The 16,048-nt window shown below is 65.0% G+C and carries 13 protein-coding genes; 6 read left to right on the top strand and 7 right to left on the bottom strand.

The window, feature by feature from the left end; all coding sequences use genetic code 11:
* Nucleotides 1-35: 35 nt before the first annotated feature.
* From minC to minE, 3 genes are all read left to right on the top strand, one after another.
* Nucleotides 36-878 (top strand): septum site-determining protein MinC, encoded by an 843-nt coding sequence (gene minC / locus CJU94_RS00915; RefSeq protein WP_095417160.1) that lies wholly within the window; start codon nucleotides 36-38, stop codon nucleotides 876-878.
* A gap of 126 nt (nucleotides 879-1,004) precedes the next feature.
* Nucleotides 1,005-1,820: a septum site-determining protein MinD gene (gene minD / locus CJU94_RS00910; protein ID WP_007175863.1), complete on the top strand. Its 816-nt coding sequence runs from the start codon at nucleotides 1,005-1,007 to the stop codon at nucleotides 1,818-1,820.
* 14 nt (nucleotides 1,821-1,834) lie between these two features.
* Nucleotides 1,835-2,089 (top strand): cell division topological specificity factor MinE, encoded by a 255-nt coding sequence (gene minE, locus CJU94_RS00905; protein WP_012432104.1) that lies wholly within the window; start codon nucleotides 1,835-1,837, stop codon nucleotides 2,087-2,089.
* Nucleotides 2,090-2,245: 156 nt separating this feature from the next.
* Here the strand turns inward: minE and CJU94_RS00900 are convergent, their stop codons facing one another.
* Nucleotides 2,246-3,667 (bottom strand): chloride channel protein, encoded by a 1,422-nt coding sequence (locus tag CJU94_RS00900; protein WP_095417159.1) that lies wholly within the window; start codon nucleotides 3,665-3,667, stop codon nucleotides 2,246-2,248.
* 212 nt (nucleotides 3,668-3,879) lie between these two features.
* Between CJU94_RS00900 and waaC the strand changes: the two genes are divergently transcribed.
* Together waaC and CJU94_RS41310 are read left to right on the top strand one after the other, a co-directional pair.
* Nucleotides 3,880-4,884, top strand: coding sequence for a lipopolysaccharide heptosyltransferase I (gene waaC, locus CJU94_RS00895; RefSeq protein ID WP_095417158.1), 1,005 nt, complete (start codon nucleotides 3,880-3,882; stop codon nucleotides 4,882-4,884).
* 703 nt (nucleotides 4,885-5,587) lie between these two features.
* A complete protein-coding gene (locus CJU94_RS41310) occupies nucleotides 5,588-5,725 on the top strand; it encodes a hypothetical protein (protein ID WP_167397505.1) in 138 nt (45 codons plus the stop codon).
* 51 nt (nucleotides 5,726-5,776) lie between these two features.
* On the opposite strand, the gene CJU94_RS00885 is transcribed toward CJU94_RS41310, so the two are convergent.
* From CJU94_RS00885 to CJU94_RS00865, 5 genes are all read right to left on the bottom strand, one after another.
* Nucleotides 5,777-5,956, bottom strand: a complete 180-nt coding sequence (locus CJU94_RS00885; RefSeq protein ID WP_062126844.1) for a hypothetical protein — start codon at nucleotides 5,954-5,956, stop codon at nucleotides 5,777-5,779.
* A 227-nt stretch (nucleotides 5,957-6,183) separates the two neighbouring features.
* Nucleotides 6,184-7,491: an MFS transporter gene (locus CJU94_RS00880; protein ID WP_095417156.1), complete on the bottom strand. Its 1,308-nt coding sequence runs from the start codon at nucleotides 7,489-7,491 to the stop codon at nucleotides 6,184-6,186.
* 488 nt (nucleotides 7,492-7,979) lie between these two features.
* Nucleotides 7,980-8,432, bottom strand: a complete 453-nt coding sequence (locus CJU94_RS00875; RefSeq protein WP_244220978.1) for an energy transducer TonB family protein — start codon at nucleotides 8,430-8,432, stop codon at nucleotides 7,980-7,982.
* A 481-nt stretch (nucleotides 8,433-8,913) separates the two neighbouring features.
* On the bottom strand, nucleotides 8,914-10,320 hold the full coding sequence (argH, locus tag CJU94_RS00870; RefSeq protein ID WP_012432112.1) for an argininosuccinate lyase: 1,407 nt from the start codon (nucleotides 10,318-10,320) through the stop codon (nucleotides 8,914-8,916).
* Nucleotides 10,321-10,656: 336 nt separating this feature from the next.
* A complete protein-coding gene (locus CJU94_RS00865; RefSeq protein ID WP_095417154.1) occupies nucleotides 10,657-11,469 on the bottom strand; it encodes a helix-turn-helix transcriptional regulator in 813 nt (270 codons plus the stop codon).
* Nucleotides 11,470-11,638: 169 nt separating this feature from the next.
* Between CJU94_RS00865 and CJU94_RS00860 the strand changes: the two genes are divergently transcribed.
* Nucleotides 11,639-12,391: a class I SAM-dependent methyltransferase gene (locus CJU94_RS00860; RefSeq protein ID WP_095417153.1), complete on the top strand. Its 753-nt coding sequence runs from the start codon at nucleotides 11,639-11,641 to the stop codon at nucleotides 12,389-12,391.
* Between the two features lie 119 nt (nucleotides 12,392-12,510).
* Here the strand turns inward: CJU94_RS00860 and ppc are convergent, their stop codons facing one another.
* Nucleotides 12,511-15,738 (bottom strand): phosphoenolpyruvate carboxylase, encoded by a 3,228-nt coding sequence (gene ppc / locus CJU94_RS00855; RefSeq protein WP_095417152.1) that lies wholly within the window; start codon nucleotides 15,736-15,738, stop codon nucleotides 12,511-12,513.
* Between the last annotated feature and the right edge of the window lie 310 nt (nucleotides 15,739-16,048).

Raw genomic sequence — 16,048 nt, 5'->3', positions numbered from 1 at the left:
GCCTGTAAAATACGCAAAAATTTTTGCCGAACGCTATGTCGCCCAAGAAATCGCCCTTTTTCGAACTTCGCAGCGGCTCTGTCGACACGCTCCTGTTCGTGGTCAAGACAACCGACCTCGACGCCATGCGTGCCGAACTGACCCGGCGCTTCGAGGCGACCCCTGAATTTTTCGCTAACGACGTCGTCGCGATCGACGTGCGGCGCCTCGCCGAGAACGAACGCGTGCCGCTCGCCGAGATCGCGCAACTGCTCGACAGCGTGCGCATGCGCCCGGTAGGCGTGGTCGCCAACGCGCAGCAGGGCTGGGCAGCGGAATCCGCGTTGCCGCTGCTCGAAGCGCGCGACCGCCGCGGCGCCGCCGCTAAATCTGCTGACGAAGAGAGCGCCGCTGCTACGGCGCCGGCTGTCACCGCCGCGACGGCCACGCCGCCGACCGACCTGTTCGAAGCCGCCGCGCTCACGCCGGCAAACGGCACGCCGGCCACGGCCGCGGCAGTGGAGCCCGCGCCCGCAGCGGAGCCGGTGCGTCTTGCCACGTCGTCGCAAACCATGGTGGTCGACAAGCCGCTGCGCTCCGGCCAGCGCATTTACGCCAAGGGCGACCTGGTCGTGCTAGGCCTCGTGAGCTACGGGGCGGAAGTGATCGCCGAAGGCAACATCCATATTTACGCGCCGCTGCGCGGCCGGGCGCTGGCCGGCGTGCAGGGCAATCACGACGCGCGCATTTTCTGCACGTGTCTGGAGCCGGAACTCATCTCGATCGCAGGCATCTATCGAACGACCGAGAACCCGCTGCCGGCCGACGTGCTCGGCAAGCCGGTGCAGATCTGGCTCGAAGAAGAGAAATTGATGATCGAACCGCTGCGGCTCACGTAAGCGACGTGAAGTCGACATGGTCGACGTAAAGCGGCGCGCTGCCTCGATCAGCCCGAGGCGCGCAGCGTTTCACGGCAAATATGGCCGCACATAATTGATGAAATTGACGAACACAAGGTAAGGGTAATGGCAAAAATCATTGTGGTGACTTCGGGCAAGGGTGGCGTGGGCAAGACGACCACGAGCGCGAGTTTTGCATCAGCCCTCGCTCTGCGTGGCAGCAAAACCGCCGTGATCGACTTCGACGTCGGCCTGCGTAACCTCGACCTCATCATGGGTTGTGAGCGCCGCGTGGTGTACGACCTGATCAACGTGATCCAGGGCGAAGCGAATCTGAATCAGGCGCTCATCAAGGACAAGAAGTGCGAGAACCTGTTCATCCTGCCGGCCTCGCAGACGCGCGACAAAGACGCGCTGACCATGGAAGGCGTCGAGAAGGTCATCAACGATCTGATCGCGATGGATTTCGAATACATCGTGTGCGATTCGCCGGCCGGCATCGAGTCGGGCGCGCTGCTCGCCATGCATTTCGCCGACGAAGCGCTGATCGTGACGAATCCGGAAGTCTCGTCGGTGCGTGACTCGGATCGCATTCTCGGCATTCTGTCGTCGAAGACCAAGCGCGCGATCGAAGGCAAGGAGCCGATCAAGGAACACCTGCTGATCACCCGCTACAACCCGAAGCGCGTCAGCGAAGGCGAAATGCTGTCGCTGACCGATATCCAGGAAATTCTGCGCATCGACCTGATCGGCGTGATTCCGGAATCGGAAGCGGTGCTGCACGCATCGAACCAGGGCTTGCCGGCGGTGCATCTGGACGGCACCGACGTGGCCGAAGCCTATAAAGACGTCGTGTCGCGTTTCCTCGGCGAGCAGAAGTCGCTTCGCTTTACCGACTACCAGAAGCCCGGGCTGCTGCAGCGCCTCTTCGGCACCAAGTAAGGGGAGCGCACGTAATGTCGATTCTTTCGTTTTTGCTGGGCGAGAAGAAGAAGTCCGCGTCGGTAGCGAAGGAACGCCTGCAGTTGATCATCGCGCATGAGCGCGCCGGCGGCCATGCGCCTGCCGATTACCTGCCTGCGTTGCAACGCGAACTGGTGGCCGTGATCTCGAAGTACGTGAAGATTTCCCATGACGATATTCGCGTGAGCCTCGAACGTCAGGACGATCTCGAAGTGCTCGAGGTCAAGATCGAAATACCGCAGGCCTGATCGTTCGGGGCCTGTTTCTTGCCGCAGCCGGTTTCCTCTGACGCGCCCGCGCGCCACCTTGCGTTACGTCATCCGGACGCAACGCAAGGTGGCGCGCGGGCGCGCCGGTTCGCGCCGCTTTGCCGCTTATCTTCGTCGTCAACAGTTCTTCAGGGTTCAGGCGCCCGGCCGTGCGCCGCCGGCGTCTTCGGCGGGACGCTCACCGTCGGCTTGCGCTTCGCCCTGAACAGGTGCTTCCACTTCAGGCACTTCAGGCGCCGGTGCGGGCGCGGGTTGCGGCAACGGCGCCAGATAGCGCGCCGACAGCGACTCGTACAACGGCGGCGTGAACACGCGCGATACGCGGCTCGCAATCAACGCGGTGGCCATCAGCGAAATCACTAGCGCGTGGCCGTTGATCATCTCCATCACGATCACGAACGAGGTGATCGGCGACTGCGTGACGGCGGCCAGGTAGCCGACCATGCCGAGCGCGATCAGCATGGGTAAATCCATCGAGCCGAACACCATGTGCAGCAGATTGCCGAAGCCCGCGCCGATCGACAGCGACGGCGCGAAGATGCCGCCCGGAATACCGGGCAGGTACGAGCCGACCATCGAGATCATTTTCAGGAACGGATAGAAGACAGACAACTGCGCGTGCCCCTCGAGCAATCCGCGCGCTTCCGCATAACCGCTGCCGAACGTCGTGCCGCCCGAAACCAGACCGACCACCGCGATCGCCAAACCGCACAGCGCGGCAAACGCGACCGGCCGCTCGGCATGCAATTGACGCAGCGGCGCCGGAATCCAGCGCCCCGTGTTCAGCAGCAGCCAGCCGAACGCCCCGCCCGCGAGGCCGGTGACGACCGCCGTGAGCAGCACGGCGAGCGCCATTAGATTGGGGAAGTGCGCGCCGATCTGAATGGTGCCGAAATAGGTGTAATTGCCGTTCAGCCCGAGCGCGACCACGCCGGCGATGATGATCGCGGTGATCAGCACGCCGCTCGTGCGCGCCTCGAAGCTGCGTGTCAGTTCCTCGATCGCGAAGACGATCCCGGCAAGCGGCGTGTTGAACGCGGCGGACAAACCCGCCGCCGCGCCGGCCAGCACCAGTTGCCGTTCGATCAATGCATTCGAGCGTGGATAGAGCCGCCGCAGATTGAACATCAGCGCGGCACCGACCTGCACGGTCGGACCTTCGCGGCCGATCGTGAAGCCGCCGAGAATCGCCAGAAACGACACGGCGATCTTGCCGAACAGAATGGGAAACGAGAGCAGCCGCGCGCCGTATTCACCGGGCTTGGCGTGAAGCGTGGCGATGACCTGCGGAATGCCGCTGCCTTCGGCACCGCGGAAGAAGGTGCGGGTGAGCCAGACGGCGAGCGCCGCGACCGCGGGCGTGATGATCAAGGGCGCCCACACATGTTCGTGTTGAACCGCGCGGAATTCGCTATAGCCCCAGTCGATCAGCCTCGCGTAAAGCACCGCGACGAGACCGACCGCAATCGCGCCCAGCCAGAAGACACCATATTGGCGCCAGAGTCGCCTTGCGCGGCGAACGACGCTGAACGAGCGGAGCGGGAGAGGCACGAACATGAGCGAGTGCAGGCGCAAAGGGTGCAGTATAAGGCGCGCCGGGCTCACAAATCGGTGTGAAAGTATTTTGAAATGGTGTAAAAGGGCTTTCTGTAAGGCGGTCGACGTAACTCGCTGTATTCATGACCGAAATGCTCTTTGCCCGGTTCGGTCAAGATCATCCCATTCGTCGGCTAAAATGTGTGGATGTTCGAACCACTCACAGGTCTTTAATGAAGCGAGTCCTGATCGTCAAGGTCACTTCCCTCGGCGATATCGTGCAGGCGCTGCCGGTCGTCGCCGATATCAAACGCGCGTTTCCCGGCGTTCAGGTGGATTGGGCCGCCGACGAAGCATTCGCCGAAGTGGTGCACTGGAGCGAGAACGTGGACCGCGTGCTGTGCGCGCCGTTGCGCCGCTTCAAGAAAGCGCGCCGGTGGGCCGATTTCAAATCGATCTGGGCGTCCATCGCCGAACTGCGCGCGTATCGCTACGATTTCATCATCGACATTCAGGGCGTGTACAAGAGCGCGATCATCGCGTTTCTGGCGCGTTCGTCGCGGCGCATCGGCTACCAGGCGCCGGACCTGGGCGAGCGCGGTGCCGCGTTTGCCTATACCGGGCGGTTCAGCCGGCGTCCGCAGTGCAATGCATGGCACGGCATGCGGATCAACGCGGGTGAGGCGCTCGGCTATCAGGTAGAAGGCCCGGCGGTGTTCAAGCTGCGTCTACCGGAGCCCGTCAGATTGCCGTTCGCGTCGAACGGCGCGCCGGTCGCGGCGTTCTTTCACGCCACCTCGAAAGACGACAAGAAATGGCCGGTGAGTCATTGGGTGGCGATCGGCCGCGAATTGACGCAGCGCGGTTTTCAGCTGGTGCTGCCGTGGGGCTCGGAAGGCGAGCGGGTCGAAGCGGAGCAGATCGCGTCGCAGTTGCCGGGCGCGACCGTGCTGCCGAAAATGAGCGTCACCGAAATCGCCCAGATGATCGACGCGTGCGCGCTCGTGATCGGCACCGACACCGGCTTCGTCCATCTTGCGCACGCGTTGCAGAAGCGCACGGTGATGATCTTCGTGGCGACCCCGCCGTCGCATTACGGCATCGAATCGCCGTTCCGCTCCATCTCCATCGGCGACGGCAAATCCGTGCCGTCTATCGGCGCCGCGCTCGAGGCCATCGACTACGTTCATACCGAGCCGCACGAGGTGGCCGTGCAACACGGCTCCGCCGCTGCCTGAGCGTGGCGTCTGTGGGTCTTCCTTGCGCAATCGTTTGCCTGAAAAGAAAAGAGGCGTGACGCGCAGTCCGCTCGAGCCAACGAGCGCCGCCTCGTAACGCCTCCGAAAAACGCCCGTGTCGGGGAACAGCGGGCGGAGAGGAACCGTTGCAAACCACTTGATCGGGCATGCACTGCGCGGTGAAAACCTTTGCGCGCGCAGTGTTGAAGCGAGCGCTTCGCAGCCGGACTTGACCCGGTTCGCCCGCAGGGCACGAGGTGTGAGCGTGACCACGCTCACATGCCGCGCTTTGGCTCCCCGCAGCCCATCTTGCAGCGGGCGCTGCGCATTACACGCCTGTTAAATCTGTCGCTTTTCGTTGATTGCCTGACTGCCTGGCCGGGCCTGTCCCGCGTCGCGCCAAGGCGTCGTGGCCGCGTGTTCATTCGCATGCATGGCGCCTCGCATCGGCGTCTCGCGCCGCGTATGCGCCGCCAGCAAGGCACCCGCCGGGGCATTCTGTTCAAAGCAGTATAGGCGGTGTTTTCTTCTGACGTGAATTCGTCGCGAGCGTGCCCCGGACGCGGCCTGTTGCAGGTGTCGATGATGTAACACCTTGGTGATCTTCCCTTACAAATGGCAACGTTCGCGCGAGGCGCCGTCGTGTTCAATCGAGTCATTCGGGGGTTTCGGCTCGAATGAATCTGACTCGATGGAGAAAAAAATGAAACGTTTAGTCTTGAGCCTGATCGCAGGCACGCTGCTCGCAACGGCGCTCGGTGGCTGCATCGTCGCACCTGCGCCGGGCTATTACTACGGCGGTGGTGGTTACTACCATCACGGCGGCTACTACTACCGCTAAGTTTCCCGCCGGGTGCCGTCGCGCCGGATGGCGCCGCGGCATCCGTGCGTATCAGGCCAGCAGCATTTCGAACGCGACGACTGCGGCGATGGCCGCGGCATTCGCCGCCAACGCTTCCACGACGATGCCTTTCCATGTCGCCGGACGAAAGCGCAATGCAAGCAGCAGCGAACCTAGCAGCGCCAGCGCAATGATCATCACGATATCCGCGTTGTGAAGATGAACGTTCATCCCTGCCTCCCTGCACGCCATAGGGTTATTTGAGTCGAGTATAGGCATGTCAAAAAGACGCGCAAGGCAGGAGATTTACTCAGGAATGCTCGTCAAGCAGAGGGCGTGAAGCGGGGGCGGCGGACGATGCCGCCGCGGCGCGAGAATCGCACGCCGCGGCCACATCGAGGGGGAAACATCGAGGGGGAAACATCAAGGGAAAGCAGGCGCCGAAGCGCCGCGCCCCGTTACATCAGCTGTGTATCGCGCGTTTCGCGCATGCACAGCACGCCGATCATACTGACGGCCGCCGCGATCGACACATACGCGCCTACCCACGGCAGCCCGCCGCGCGCGGCGAGCATCTGGGCGATATACGGCGCCACGGACGCGCCGAGAATCCCGCCGAGGTTGTACGAGACGCCCGCGCCGGTATAACGCACGTTGGTCGGGAACAGTTCGGGCAGCAGCGCGCCCATCGGCGCGAAGGTCACACCCATCAGGAACAGCTCGATGACGAGGAACAGCAGCACGAGCGGCGTCTGTCCGCTGCCGAGCAGCGGCGCCATCGTGAAGCCCGACAGGATCGCCGCGATGATGCCGACGATCAGCACCGGCTTGCGCCCATAACGGTCGGCCGCCCAGGCCGACAGCGGCGTGGCGAGCGCCATGAACACCACGGCGATGCACAGCAGGCCGAGGAACGTCGGCCGCGGAATATGCAGCACGGAGACGCCGTACGACAGCGAGAACGTGGTGGCGTTGTAGAACAACGTGTAGCAGACCACCATGGCGAGCGCGCCGAGCAGGGTAGGCACCCAGTGTTGCGACAGCAGCGTGGCGATCGGCACCTTGACGCGTTCCTGACGCTCGATCGCCGCCTGGAACGCCGGCGTCTCGGCGATTTTGAGCCGCACGTACAAGCCCAGCGCGACCAGCACGGCGCTCACGAGGAACGGCACGCGCCAGCCCCAGCTGCGGAATTGCTCGTCGCTCAAGGACAGCGCCAGCGCGAAGAACAGGCCGTTGGACGCCAGAAAGCCGATCGACGGCCCGAGCTGCGGGAACATGCCGAACCAGCCGCGTTTGCCGGCCGGGGCGTTCTCGGTGGCGAGCAGCGCCGCGCCGCCCCATTCGCCGCCGAGGCCGATGCCCTGGCCGAAACGCAAAATGCATAACAGGATCGGCGCGAGGCTGCCGATCGAATCGTAGCCCGGCACGAAGCCGATCAGCGTGGTGGACACGCCCATTACCAGCAGCGACGCGACCAGCGTCGACTTACGGCCGATGCGGTCGCCGAAGTGGCCGAACAGGAACGAGCCGATCGGCCGCGCCACGAAGGCGATGCCGAACGTGACGAAGGCCGACAAGGCCTGAGCGGTCGCCGAGCCGTGCGGGAAAAACACCGGTCCGATGACGAGCGCGGCGGCGGTCGCATAGACATAGAAATCGTAGAACTCGATCGCGGTGCCGATAAAGCTCGCGAAGATGATCCGCGAACTCTTGTTCTGCCCGGCCGCATTGGGCTGGGTCGCGGAAATCGGCGAAGTGGACATGCAGGGTCTCCATATGTCGTGATGCCGCTAGGCGCCGTGTGAGTGAGCCGGCGGTGCGCGTGGGGGCGGCATCTTTGTTTGGGTTCGCGCCTCGCTTCTCTCGCGGCCGGTGGGCGGCCACGGGTGGTGCGGGCGACGCTGCGACAGCTTACAACGGCAGCCGGTGAAGTTCGCCCGCGAATGCGGCCACACCAAGGGAATAACCAGGCGGGATGCGGGCGGTTAGCGAGCGGCGGCGGCCGGTGCGGCGCGAGGCACTGACCAGGTGGGATCAGGGCCAGCGCGCGTCGTGCCTCAAGCAGACGGCGCTCGCGGATGGCGCGGGCGGCGGCTGCAATCGGGCTCTTGCCGCGCCGGCGGGTGAGCGGGCGGCGTGAGCCGTGCCGGAAGGCTCCGGCGCAGGGAATCGGAAAATTATAGCGAGCGCGGCGGCGGCGCAGCAAGGCGGCTGCCGTGTGGCCGTGTGCGTTGCGCCGGTTCAGGCGCGTTCAATCGATGGTTTGCGCTTGCGGCGAAGCGAGTTCGCGGAGCTGGAATTTGCCGTCGTCGTTGAACAGCCAGTCTTCGAAGAGTTCGAGCTGGCCGCGGCCGTTCAACAATTTGCCCGGTGGTTGCGGCAGCGGCGCGGCGCGCCGCAAGGTGGCGAGCGCGGTGCTCTCGGCTTCGTCGTCGCCATTGGTGCGATATACCGACGACTCCACCACGTGCCCGTTGCGATCCACCGTGAACGAGACCACGACCAGCGAGCGCAGCATGGCTTGCGGCGTGCCGCGCAACACATAAGACGGATTGCGTTCGATGATGCGTCTGGCCACCGCATCGCGGTACTGGTCGAGCGTCGCGCTGTTGATGGCGGCCGCGGGCGTGGAGACGACCGGGCGTGGCGGCGGCGTGATGGTGCAGCCGGCCAGCGCGAGGCCCAGCATTGCGGCGAACAGCATGCCGCGCGGGGAAGCCGGCCACACGCCGAGGCTTGAAGCACGGCGTGCGGTGAGGCGGCGAAGGTGACGTGTGCGGGTGAGCATCGTCGTCGGAGAAACATGGGGCAGGGCTTAACTTGATGGTAGTCAAAAACCGCCAGGAAGCAATTGGCGTTCGCCCGCGGTTTGTGGCTTAGCCCCTGTAACAGGCTGAAATATGAGCGGATTGGTGCGCGGCCAAAACACGCCTACACTTTGCTGGCCTCTTTCGAGAGGCATCGGTGGAAGTCTTTCTTTTAGCCCGCTTCGCGCGGGCTTTTTCTTGTGTGCGCGATCTGCTCCAGGCGAGCCGGTACGGCGCGAAAAACAAAAGGCGAACCCGGAAACGAGTTCGCCTTTCTTGTTGGCAAGCCGCAAGCCGCAAGCCGTGGCCACGACGCACGCAAGCCGGCCGTGAGCGATGAGCGCGTGCCGGCGCCTCATCGCACACCGCGGGCCGGCTTTACTTCAATGCTGCGCGTGCCGCCTTCACCGCGGCGAGCACCTGCTCCGGTGCCGTGCCGCCCGGATGATTGCGGCTCGCCACCGAGCCTTCCAGCGTCAGATACGAGAACACGTCCTCGCCGATCAGATGCGCGACGTTCGGCAGCTCCTTGCGCATTTCTTCGAGCGTCAAATCCGCCAGGTCGCAGCCGCGATCCGCGCACACGCGCACGGCGAGCGCCACCGCTTCGTGCGCGTCGCGGAACGGCAGGCCGCGCTTGACCAGGTAGTCGGCCAGATCGGTTGCCGTCGAGAAGCCTTGCAGCGCGGCGTCGCGCATGGCCTGCGGCTTCACCGAAATACCGGCGACCATTTCAGCGAAGATGCGCAGCGTGTCCGCGACCGTATCCACGGTATCGAACAGCGGCTCCTTGTCTTCCTGGTTGTCTTTGTTGTACGCGAGCGGCTGGCCTTTCATCAGCGTGAGCAGCGCGATCAGATGGCCGTTCACGCGGCCGGTCTTGCCGCGCGCGAGTTCGGGTACGTCCGGGTTCTTCTTCTGCGGCATGATCGACGAACCGGTGCAGAAGCGGTCGGCCAGATCGATGAAGCCGACGCGCGGGCTCATCCACAGCACGAGTTCCTCGGAGAAGCGCGAGACGTGCGTCATGACGAGCGCCGACGCCGCCGTGAATTCGATCGCGAAGTCGCGGTCGGACACCGCGTCCAGCGAGTTCGCGCAGATGCCGTCGAAGCCCAGCGTCTTCGCCACCGCGTGACGGTCGATCGGATAGCTGGTGCCGGCGAGCGCGGCCGCGCCGAGCGGCAGACGGTTCACGCGCTTGCGGCAGTCGATCATGCGCTCGGCGTCGCGCGAAAACATTTCGACGTAAGCGAGCAGGTGGTGGCCGAACGTGACCGGCTGCGCCACTTGCAGGTGCGTGAAGCCCGGCATGATGGTCGAGGCGTTCTTCTCCGCCATGTCGAGCAGGGCCGTGCGCAATTCGGTCAGCAGGCCGCCGATCCGGTCGATCTCGCCGCGCAGCCACAGGCGGATATCCGTCGCGACCTGGTCGTTGCGCGAGCGGCCGGTGTGCAGACGCTTGCCGGCGTCGCCGATCAGCGCGGTCAGGCGTGCTTCGATATTCAGGTGCACGTCTTCCAGATCGAGTTGCCACTCGAACTCGCCTCGCTCGATTTCACCCTTGATCTGCGCCATGCCGCGTTGGATCGCGGCGAGGTCGTCGGCGGCGATGATCTTCTGCGCGGCCAGCATCGAGGCGTGCGCGAGCGACCCTTCGATATCGACGAGCGCCAGACGCTTGTCGAAGAAAACCGACGACGTGTAGCGTTTGACGAGCTCCGACATCGGCTCCGAGAAGCGAGCCGACCAGGCTTCGCCTTTTTTGTGCAGTTGGGACGTCATGGTGTTGGGCAGTTAAGCGGCAGTTGAGCGAGCGGTGAGGAGGCTGACGGCGCGCATGCACGTACGGTGCGAAGCAGCCGCCGAAGCGAAGAAAGACTGGGATTTTAACACTGGCGGGCGGGCTTGAAGCCGACGTGCGCCCTCTGGTGTCGGCACGAACGGCCCAGTGCGGTTCGAGCGCGCGAGGGTGAGGCGGCGCTGCCTGGTTCGAGCGGTCGGGCCAAGGCGGGTCGTGTGAGGTGTTGCCGAGTCGCTGCGCGGCGCGCCCGCTGGCCGTGGCCACGGCATGCGCAACAGCGGTTTTTGCTGGCGACGCGCCACCCACGCGTGCGTCGCCTATTCGCGCACCAGCACCACCAGCTTCAGATCCTCACGATGCGCCGGCTTGAACGTGATCTGGTCGTACACGATGCGGCCTTCGCGCGGATGGTTGAACTCGCGCCGTCCGCCTTCGCGGCCGCCCACGTCCTGCGAGGCCCAGAAGCGCGCGAACGCGTCGCTCGCGGCGGTGAGCGAGTCGATCAGCGCGCGCGTGGGCGCGTCGTTCAGATGGCGGATCGAATCGGCGCGAAATTCAGCGGCGAGCCGCCGCGCGCGCGTTTCCCAATCGACGATCAGCTCGCGCGCGGCCGGTTCGGTGAACGTGTAGCGCAGCAGATTGCGGTCGTGCGCGCCGTCAAGCCAGCCCACGAACAGGTCGGCGGCGCGCGCATTCCACGCGAGCGCGTTCCACTGACGGTCGAGCACGTAGGCCGGCGCGTTCACGAGCTGCACGGTTTGCAGCAGGGTGGCGGGCGCGTCGGCGGCGGCCGGGTCGGGCTCCGCCGGGTCGCGCTGGGCGGCCAGTTCGAACAGATAGGCCCGCTCCGCGCGCGACAGTTGCAAGGCGACCGCGATGCGCGCGAGCGCCTCGGCGGACGCGGAAACCGGGCGCCCCTGTTCGATCCACGTGTACCAGGTGGGGCTCACGCCGCACAGTTGCGCGACTTCCTCGCGCCGCAGTCCGGGGGTGCGGCGGCGCGGGCCGGGCGGCAGGCCGACCGCTTGCGGCGAAAGCCGCTCGCGGTGAGCGCGGATGAAGTCGCCGAGCGCGCGGGCCGGAGTGGCGTCGAGCGGTGGCGGGTGGTCGGCGGAAGACGGCGTGGTCATGCTGAGCGGGCGGTTGGTGTTGGGTCGGCGAAGCGCAGGGAGGTAATAGAGATACCAGAATAATTGCTTAACTTGTACTGGTACACGGCGGGCTCTATTGTAGCGATGTAGCGGCTGGAACGGCACGACGCCTGCCAGCGCTACCCGACACCCCTAACCGGAGCCTTCCATGAAGCATCACGATCAGGTCGCCGACGCCTTCGGCTCGACCGCCGCCGCCTATTTGACGAGCCCAACGCATGCGACCGGCGCCGATCTGCGGACGCTGGCCGAAGCGATCGCGGCGACGCCGGATGCGACGGTGCTCGACATGGGCTGCGGCGCGGGCCATGCGAGTTTCGCGGCGGCACCGCACGCGAAGGCCGTGGTCGCGTACGACATCGCGCCGCAAATGCTCGCGACGGTGGAGGGCGCCGCGAAGGAGCGCGGCCTCGACAATATCCGCACGCAACAGGGCGCGGCCGAGGTGCTGCCGTTCGCCGACCATTCGTTCGATTGGGTAATTAGCCGGATGAGCGCGCATCACTGGCACGATGTGCCGCTCGCGCTCGCCGAAGTGCGTCGCGTGCTGAAGCCGGGCGGCAAGGTGCTGTTCATCGATATCGCCGGCAGCGATCATCCGCTGCTCGACACGCATATTCAGGCGATCGAGTTGTTGCGCGATGCCTCGCATATCCGCGATTACCGTGCCGATGAATGGCTCGCGTTATTCGCCGCGGCGGGTCTTCAAGCATCGATTCGCGAACGTTGGCGCATCGATATCGAGTTCAGCTCGTGGGTGGCGCGCATGCGCACACCGGAGCCGCGCGTGGTCGCGATTCGCTCGATGTGGGCGTCCGCGCCGGATGAAGTGCGTCACTATTTCGATGTGCAGGAAGACGGCTCGTTCAAGCTCGACGCGCTGATGATCGAGGCGCAATGAAAAAAGCCGGGCGCGACGTTATTCGTCGCGCCCGGCTTCTGCAGTTAGCCCAATGTGGCAGTCAACCAGGCGCGCCCCAATGTGTGCGCTCAGTTGCCTGCCCTTAACGGCCTGCGAGCTTAGCCCGTATTACGCAAGCCCGCCGCGATCCCGTTGATGCTCAAATGAATCCCGCGCCGCACGCGGGCGTTGGTGTCGCCCCCGCGGTGACGCTTGAGCAACTCGACCTGCAAGTGATTCAACGGATCGAGATACGGGAAGCGGTTCTTGATTGACCGCGCGAGCAGCGGGTTCTCCGCCAGCCGTTCGCTCTTGCCCGTGATCTCCGACAACACCTTCGACGTGCGCTCCCATTCTGCGACGATCCGCTCGAACACGTGCTTGCGCAGCTTCTTGTCGGAGACGAGCGCGGCGTAGCGCGAGGCGACCGCGAGGTCGGTCTTCGCCAGCACCATGTCCATGTTCGACAGCAAGGTCGAGAAGAACGGCCACGTCTTGTGCATTTTCCGCAGCAGCGAGAGACGGCGCGTGCGTTCGGCGTCGCTCGGCGCGCCGTCCAGATACGCGGCCACCGCGCTGCCGAATCCATACCAGCCGGTCAGCAGCAAACGGCATTGGCCCCACGAGAAACCCCACGGAATCGCGCGCAGATCTTCAATCTTGCGCTGCTTCGGATCCTGCAGTTTGCGCGAAGCCGGACGGCTGCCGATATTCAGTTCGGCGATCTCCGCAATCGGCGTCGACTCGAAGAAGTACTCCTTGAAGCCGGGCGTTTCATACACCAGCGCGCGATACGAAGCCATCGCCGTGTCGGACAACTGCTGCATCGTTTCTTCGAACGCGGGCAGTTGCGCCGGCGCGATGCCGTGCGGCAGCAACGACGCTTCGAGCGTCGCGGCGACCACCGTCTCCAGATTGCGGCGGCCGATCTCCGGATTGCCGAACTTGCTGGCGATCACTTCGCCTTGCTCGGTCAAACGGATCTGACCGTCAACAGTGCCCGGCGGCTGCGACAGAATTGCCTGATAGGTCGGACCGCCGCCACGGCCGACGGTGCCTCCGCGGCCATGGAACAAACGCAGCGTGACGCCGCGTTCGTTGAAGAGCGACACCAGCGCGAGTTCGGCGCGGTACAACTCCCAGTTCGACGTGAGGAAGCCGCCGTCCTTGTTGCTGTCCGAATAGCCGAGCATCACTTCCTGCTCGTTGCCTTGGTGTTCGATCAGCGCATCGACGCCCGGCAGCGCGATCAGATCGCGCATGATGTGCGGCGCGTTGCGCAAGTCGGGGATCGTCTCGAACAGCGGGATCACCATCAGACCCGCTTGAGCCGGATCGTTCGCATTGCCGAGGCAGCCGCGCAGCAGGCCGGTTTCCTTTTGCAGCAACATCACTTCGACCAGATCGCTCACGGTCTCCGTGTGCGAGATGATGTAGTTGCGCACCGCGCGCGCGCCGAATTTTTCGCGCGTGACGCGCGCTTCTTCGAGCACGCCGAGTTCGCTCTTCACGAGGTCCGAGTACTCCGCGTACGGCAGACGCAACGGACGCGGCTGCGCCAGTTCCGAGAGCAGCACGTTGAGCTTGTCCGCTTCGGCGAGCCCCGCATAGTTTTCTTCGACGCCCGCGCGCCGGAGCAGCTCGGTGATCACCGCCTCGTGAACGTCGGAGCTCTGGCGCAGGTCGATGCTCGCCAGATGGAAGCCGAACACTTCGGCGGCGCGCGCGAGCGGCGACAGACGCGGGGCGGCGAGCGGCGCACCGTGATGCTCGGCGAGCGAATCGATCAGCACGTGCAGGTCGCGCACGAATTCGGCGGAGTCGGCGTAGGGCTTGGCGCGAATCGGCGCCGCGCCACGGCCCGCGCTGCGCACCGGCACGCTGCCTTCGCCCAGACGCACGCGCGCGCTTGCCGCAAGCCGCGTGTACATGCCGATCAACGCGCGGCGATACGGCTCGTCCGTGCGATGCGGCGACTGGTCGGGCGAGGCGGCCGCGAGTTCCTTCAACGCGTCGCTGGCGCCGGCCAGCAGATTCGACACCGACAGCTCGGCGCCGAGCTTGTGCACCTGCTCCATGTAGTGCTCGAAGATCACCGCGGCCTGGCGGGTGATCGCGTTTTCGAGCGTTTCGGCCGTGACGTTCGGATTGCCGTCGCGGTCGCCGCCGATCCAGCTGCCCATCTGGAAGAACGGCGGCAGCCGCGCTTCGAGGCCGTGCTCGGCGAGCGCTTCTTCGATATCGGCGTAGAGCGCCGGGATTTCTTCGAGGAAGGTGGCGCGGTAATACGACAGCGCGTTTTCGATTTCGTCGGCCACGGTGAGGCGCGAATCGCGCAGCATGCGCGTTTGCCACAGCGACGTGACGCGGGCGCGCAGCATCGCTTCGTTGTGCGCGCGTTCGCGGTCGGTCAGTTGTTGATCGCGTTCGGCGAGCAGGCGCGCGACGTCGTGCTGCGCGTCGAGAATGCTCTTGCGCTGCACTTCGGTCGGGTGCGCGGTGAGCACCGGCACGATCAGCGCGTTGTTGAAGAACTGCTGCAGGACCGGCGTGGCGGCCGCGCCCGCTTCGACGAGGCGCTCGAGCGAGTGGGCAATCGTGCCCGGTTGCGAGGTCGAACCGGCCAGCTCGTGAATCCGGTGACGGCGATTGCGGTGGCGGTCTTCGGCAATGTTCGCGAGATGCGAGAAATAGCTGAAGGCGCGCACCACGCTGACCGTCTGTTCGGGGCTCAGCGAGCGCAGCTTCTTGTCGAGCGTCTGCGCGGCGGCGCTGTCGTCTTCGCGGCGAAAGCGCACGGCGGTCTGACGGATCGTTTCGACCACGTCGAACACCGCGTCGCCTTCCTGCTCGCGCAGCACGTCGCCGAGCAGGCGTCCCAGATAACGGATGTCCTGGAACAGCGGATGGTCCTTGTCCTCGCGCGTGCGGCCATTGCCTTTCGACGCGGGCGCGGCGGTTTGCTCCGCCGCGGCTTGCAGCGTGGGCGCTTGCGCGGCTTTCTCGGCCTTATCGGTCTTCGGTGCGGCGACGATCTTGACCTTCGTGGAGCCGGCCTTGGCCGATTTCTGCGCCGGGGCCTTCGATGCGGCCTGCGTTGTCTTGTTCGCTGTCTTATCCGTTTTGACAGCCTTCACAGCCTTGTCCGACTTGACGGGCGTGGACGTTTTGGCGGGCTTGCCGGCTTTGGCGGCGTTGGCAGCCTGCGCGGCTTTGCCGGCGCGTTTGGCCGCTGCGGGCTGACTGGCGGCAGCAGAGGCGGTGGGCGCCGCGGCGGCGTCGGCCGCTCGAGCGTTGGGCGATGCAGTGTTGCGGCGGGCAGGGCGCGCCGATCCGGAAGACGTCACGATGGGTTTCCTCAGGGAAGCCAGGGTCTGTTGAGTGATGAACTGCTACTGCGGAACTGCACTATGAACTGCAACGAGAACAGCAAGTGAATTGCAAGAAGCGGTCTGCGCCGATGGCGATACGCCTGAGAGGAACTGCGCGCCTTCATGCTGCCGAGCGTTTGCACGACGCGCATGTGAAGCGCTTGCGGCACGTTGCGCCGCATTGCATCATCCCGCATGCCGGAGCACGGTGCGCGAACGACCGTGCTTGAACAGGCGGGGTCTGGGCCGGCGCGCGCCGCGCGAAGCCCGTCTCCTCCATCGATAC

Origin of the sequence: Paraburkholderia aromaticivorans, assembly GCF_002278075.1 — a bacterium.
Taxonomy (GTDB): domain Bacteria; phylum Pseudomonadota; class Gammaproteobacteria; order Burkholderiales; family Burkholderiaceae; genus Paraburkholderia; species Paraburkholderia aromaticivorans.
Note: the sequence above shows the minus strand (reverse complement) of the source record. Positions and strands in the feature narration are given on the sequence as shown.

Bases quoted from the DNA above. Each gene is read 5' to 3' on its own strand.
- argH (WP_012432112.1), bottom strand. From the start codon at position 10,320: ATGACGTCCCAACTGCACAAAAAAGGCGAAGCCTGGTCGGCTCGCTTC.
- CJU94_RS00900 (WP_095417159.1), bottom strand. From the start codon at position 3,667: ATGTTCGTGCCTCTCCCGCTCCGCTCGTTCAGCGTCGTTCGCCGCGCA.
- minE (WP_012432104.1), top strand. From the start codon at position 1,835: ATGTCGATTCTTTCGTTTTTGCTGGGCGAGAAGAAGAAGTCCGCGTCG.
- CJU94_RS00885 (WP_062126844.1), bottom strand. From the start codon at position 5,956: ATGAACGTTCATCTTCACAACGCGGATATCGTGATGATCATTGCGCTG.
- CJU94_RS00865 (WP_095417154.1), bottom strand. From the start codon at position 11,469: ATGACCACGCCGTCTTCCGCCGACCACCCGCCACCGCTCGACGCCACT.
- waaC (WP_095417158.1), top strand. From the start codon at position 3,880: ATGAAGCGAGTCCTGATCGTCAAGGTCACTTCCCTCGGCGATATCGTG.
- CJU94_RS00875 (WP_244220978.1), bottom strand. From the start codon at position 8,432: ATGCTGTTCGCCGCAATGCTGGGCCTCGCGCTGGCCGGCTGCACCATC.
- CJU94_RS41310 (WP_167397505.1), top strand. From the start codon at position 5,588: ATGAAACGTTTAGTCTTGAGCCTGATCGCAGGCACGCTGCTCGCAACG.
- CJU94_RS00860 (WP_095417153.1), top strand. From the start codon at position 11,639: ATGAAGCATCACGATCAGGTCGCCGACGCCTTCGGCTCGACCGCCGCC.
- CJU94_RS00880 (WP_095417156.1), bottom strand. From the start codon at position 7,491: ATGTCCACTTCGCCGATTTCCGCGACCCAGCCCAATGCGGCCGGGCAG.
- minD (WP_007175863.1), top strand. From the start codon at position 1,005: ATGGCAAAAATCATTGTGGTGACTTCGGGCAAGGGTGGCGTGGGCAAG.
- minC (WP_095417160.1), top strand. From the start codon at position 36: ATGTCGCCCAAGAAATCGCCCTTTTTCGAACTTCGCAGCGGCTCTGTC.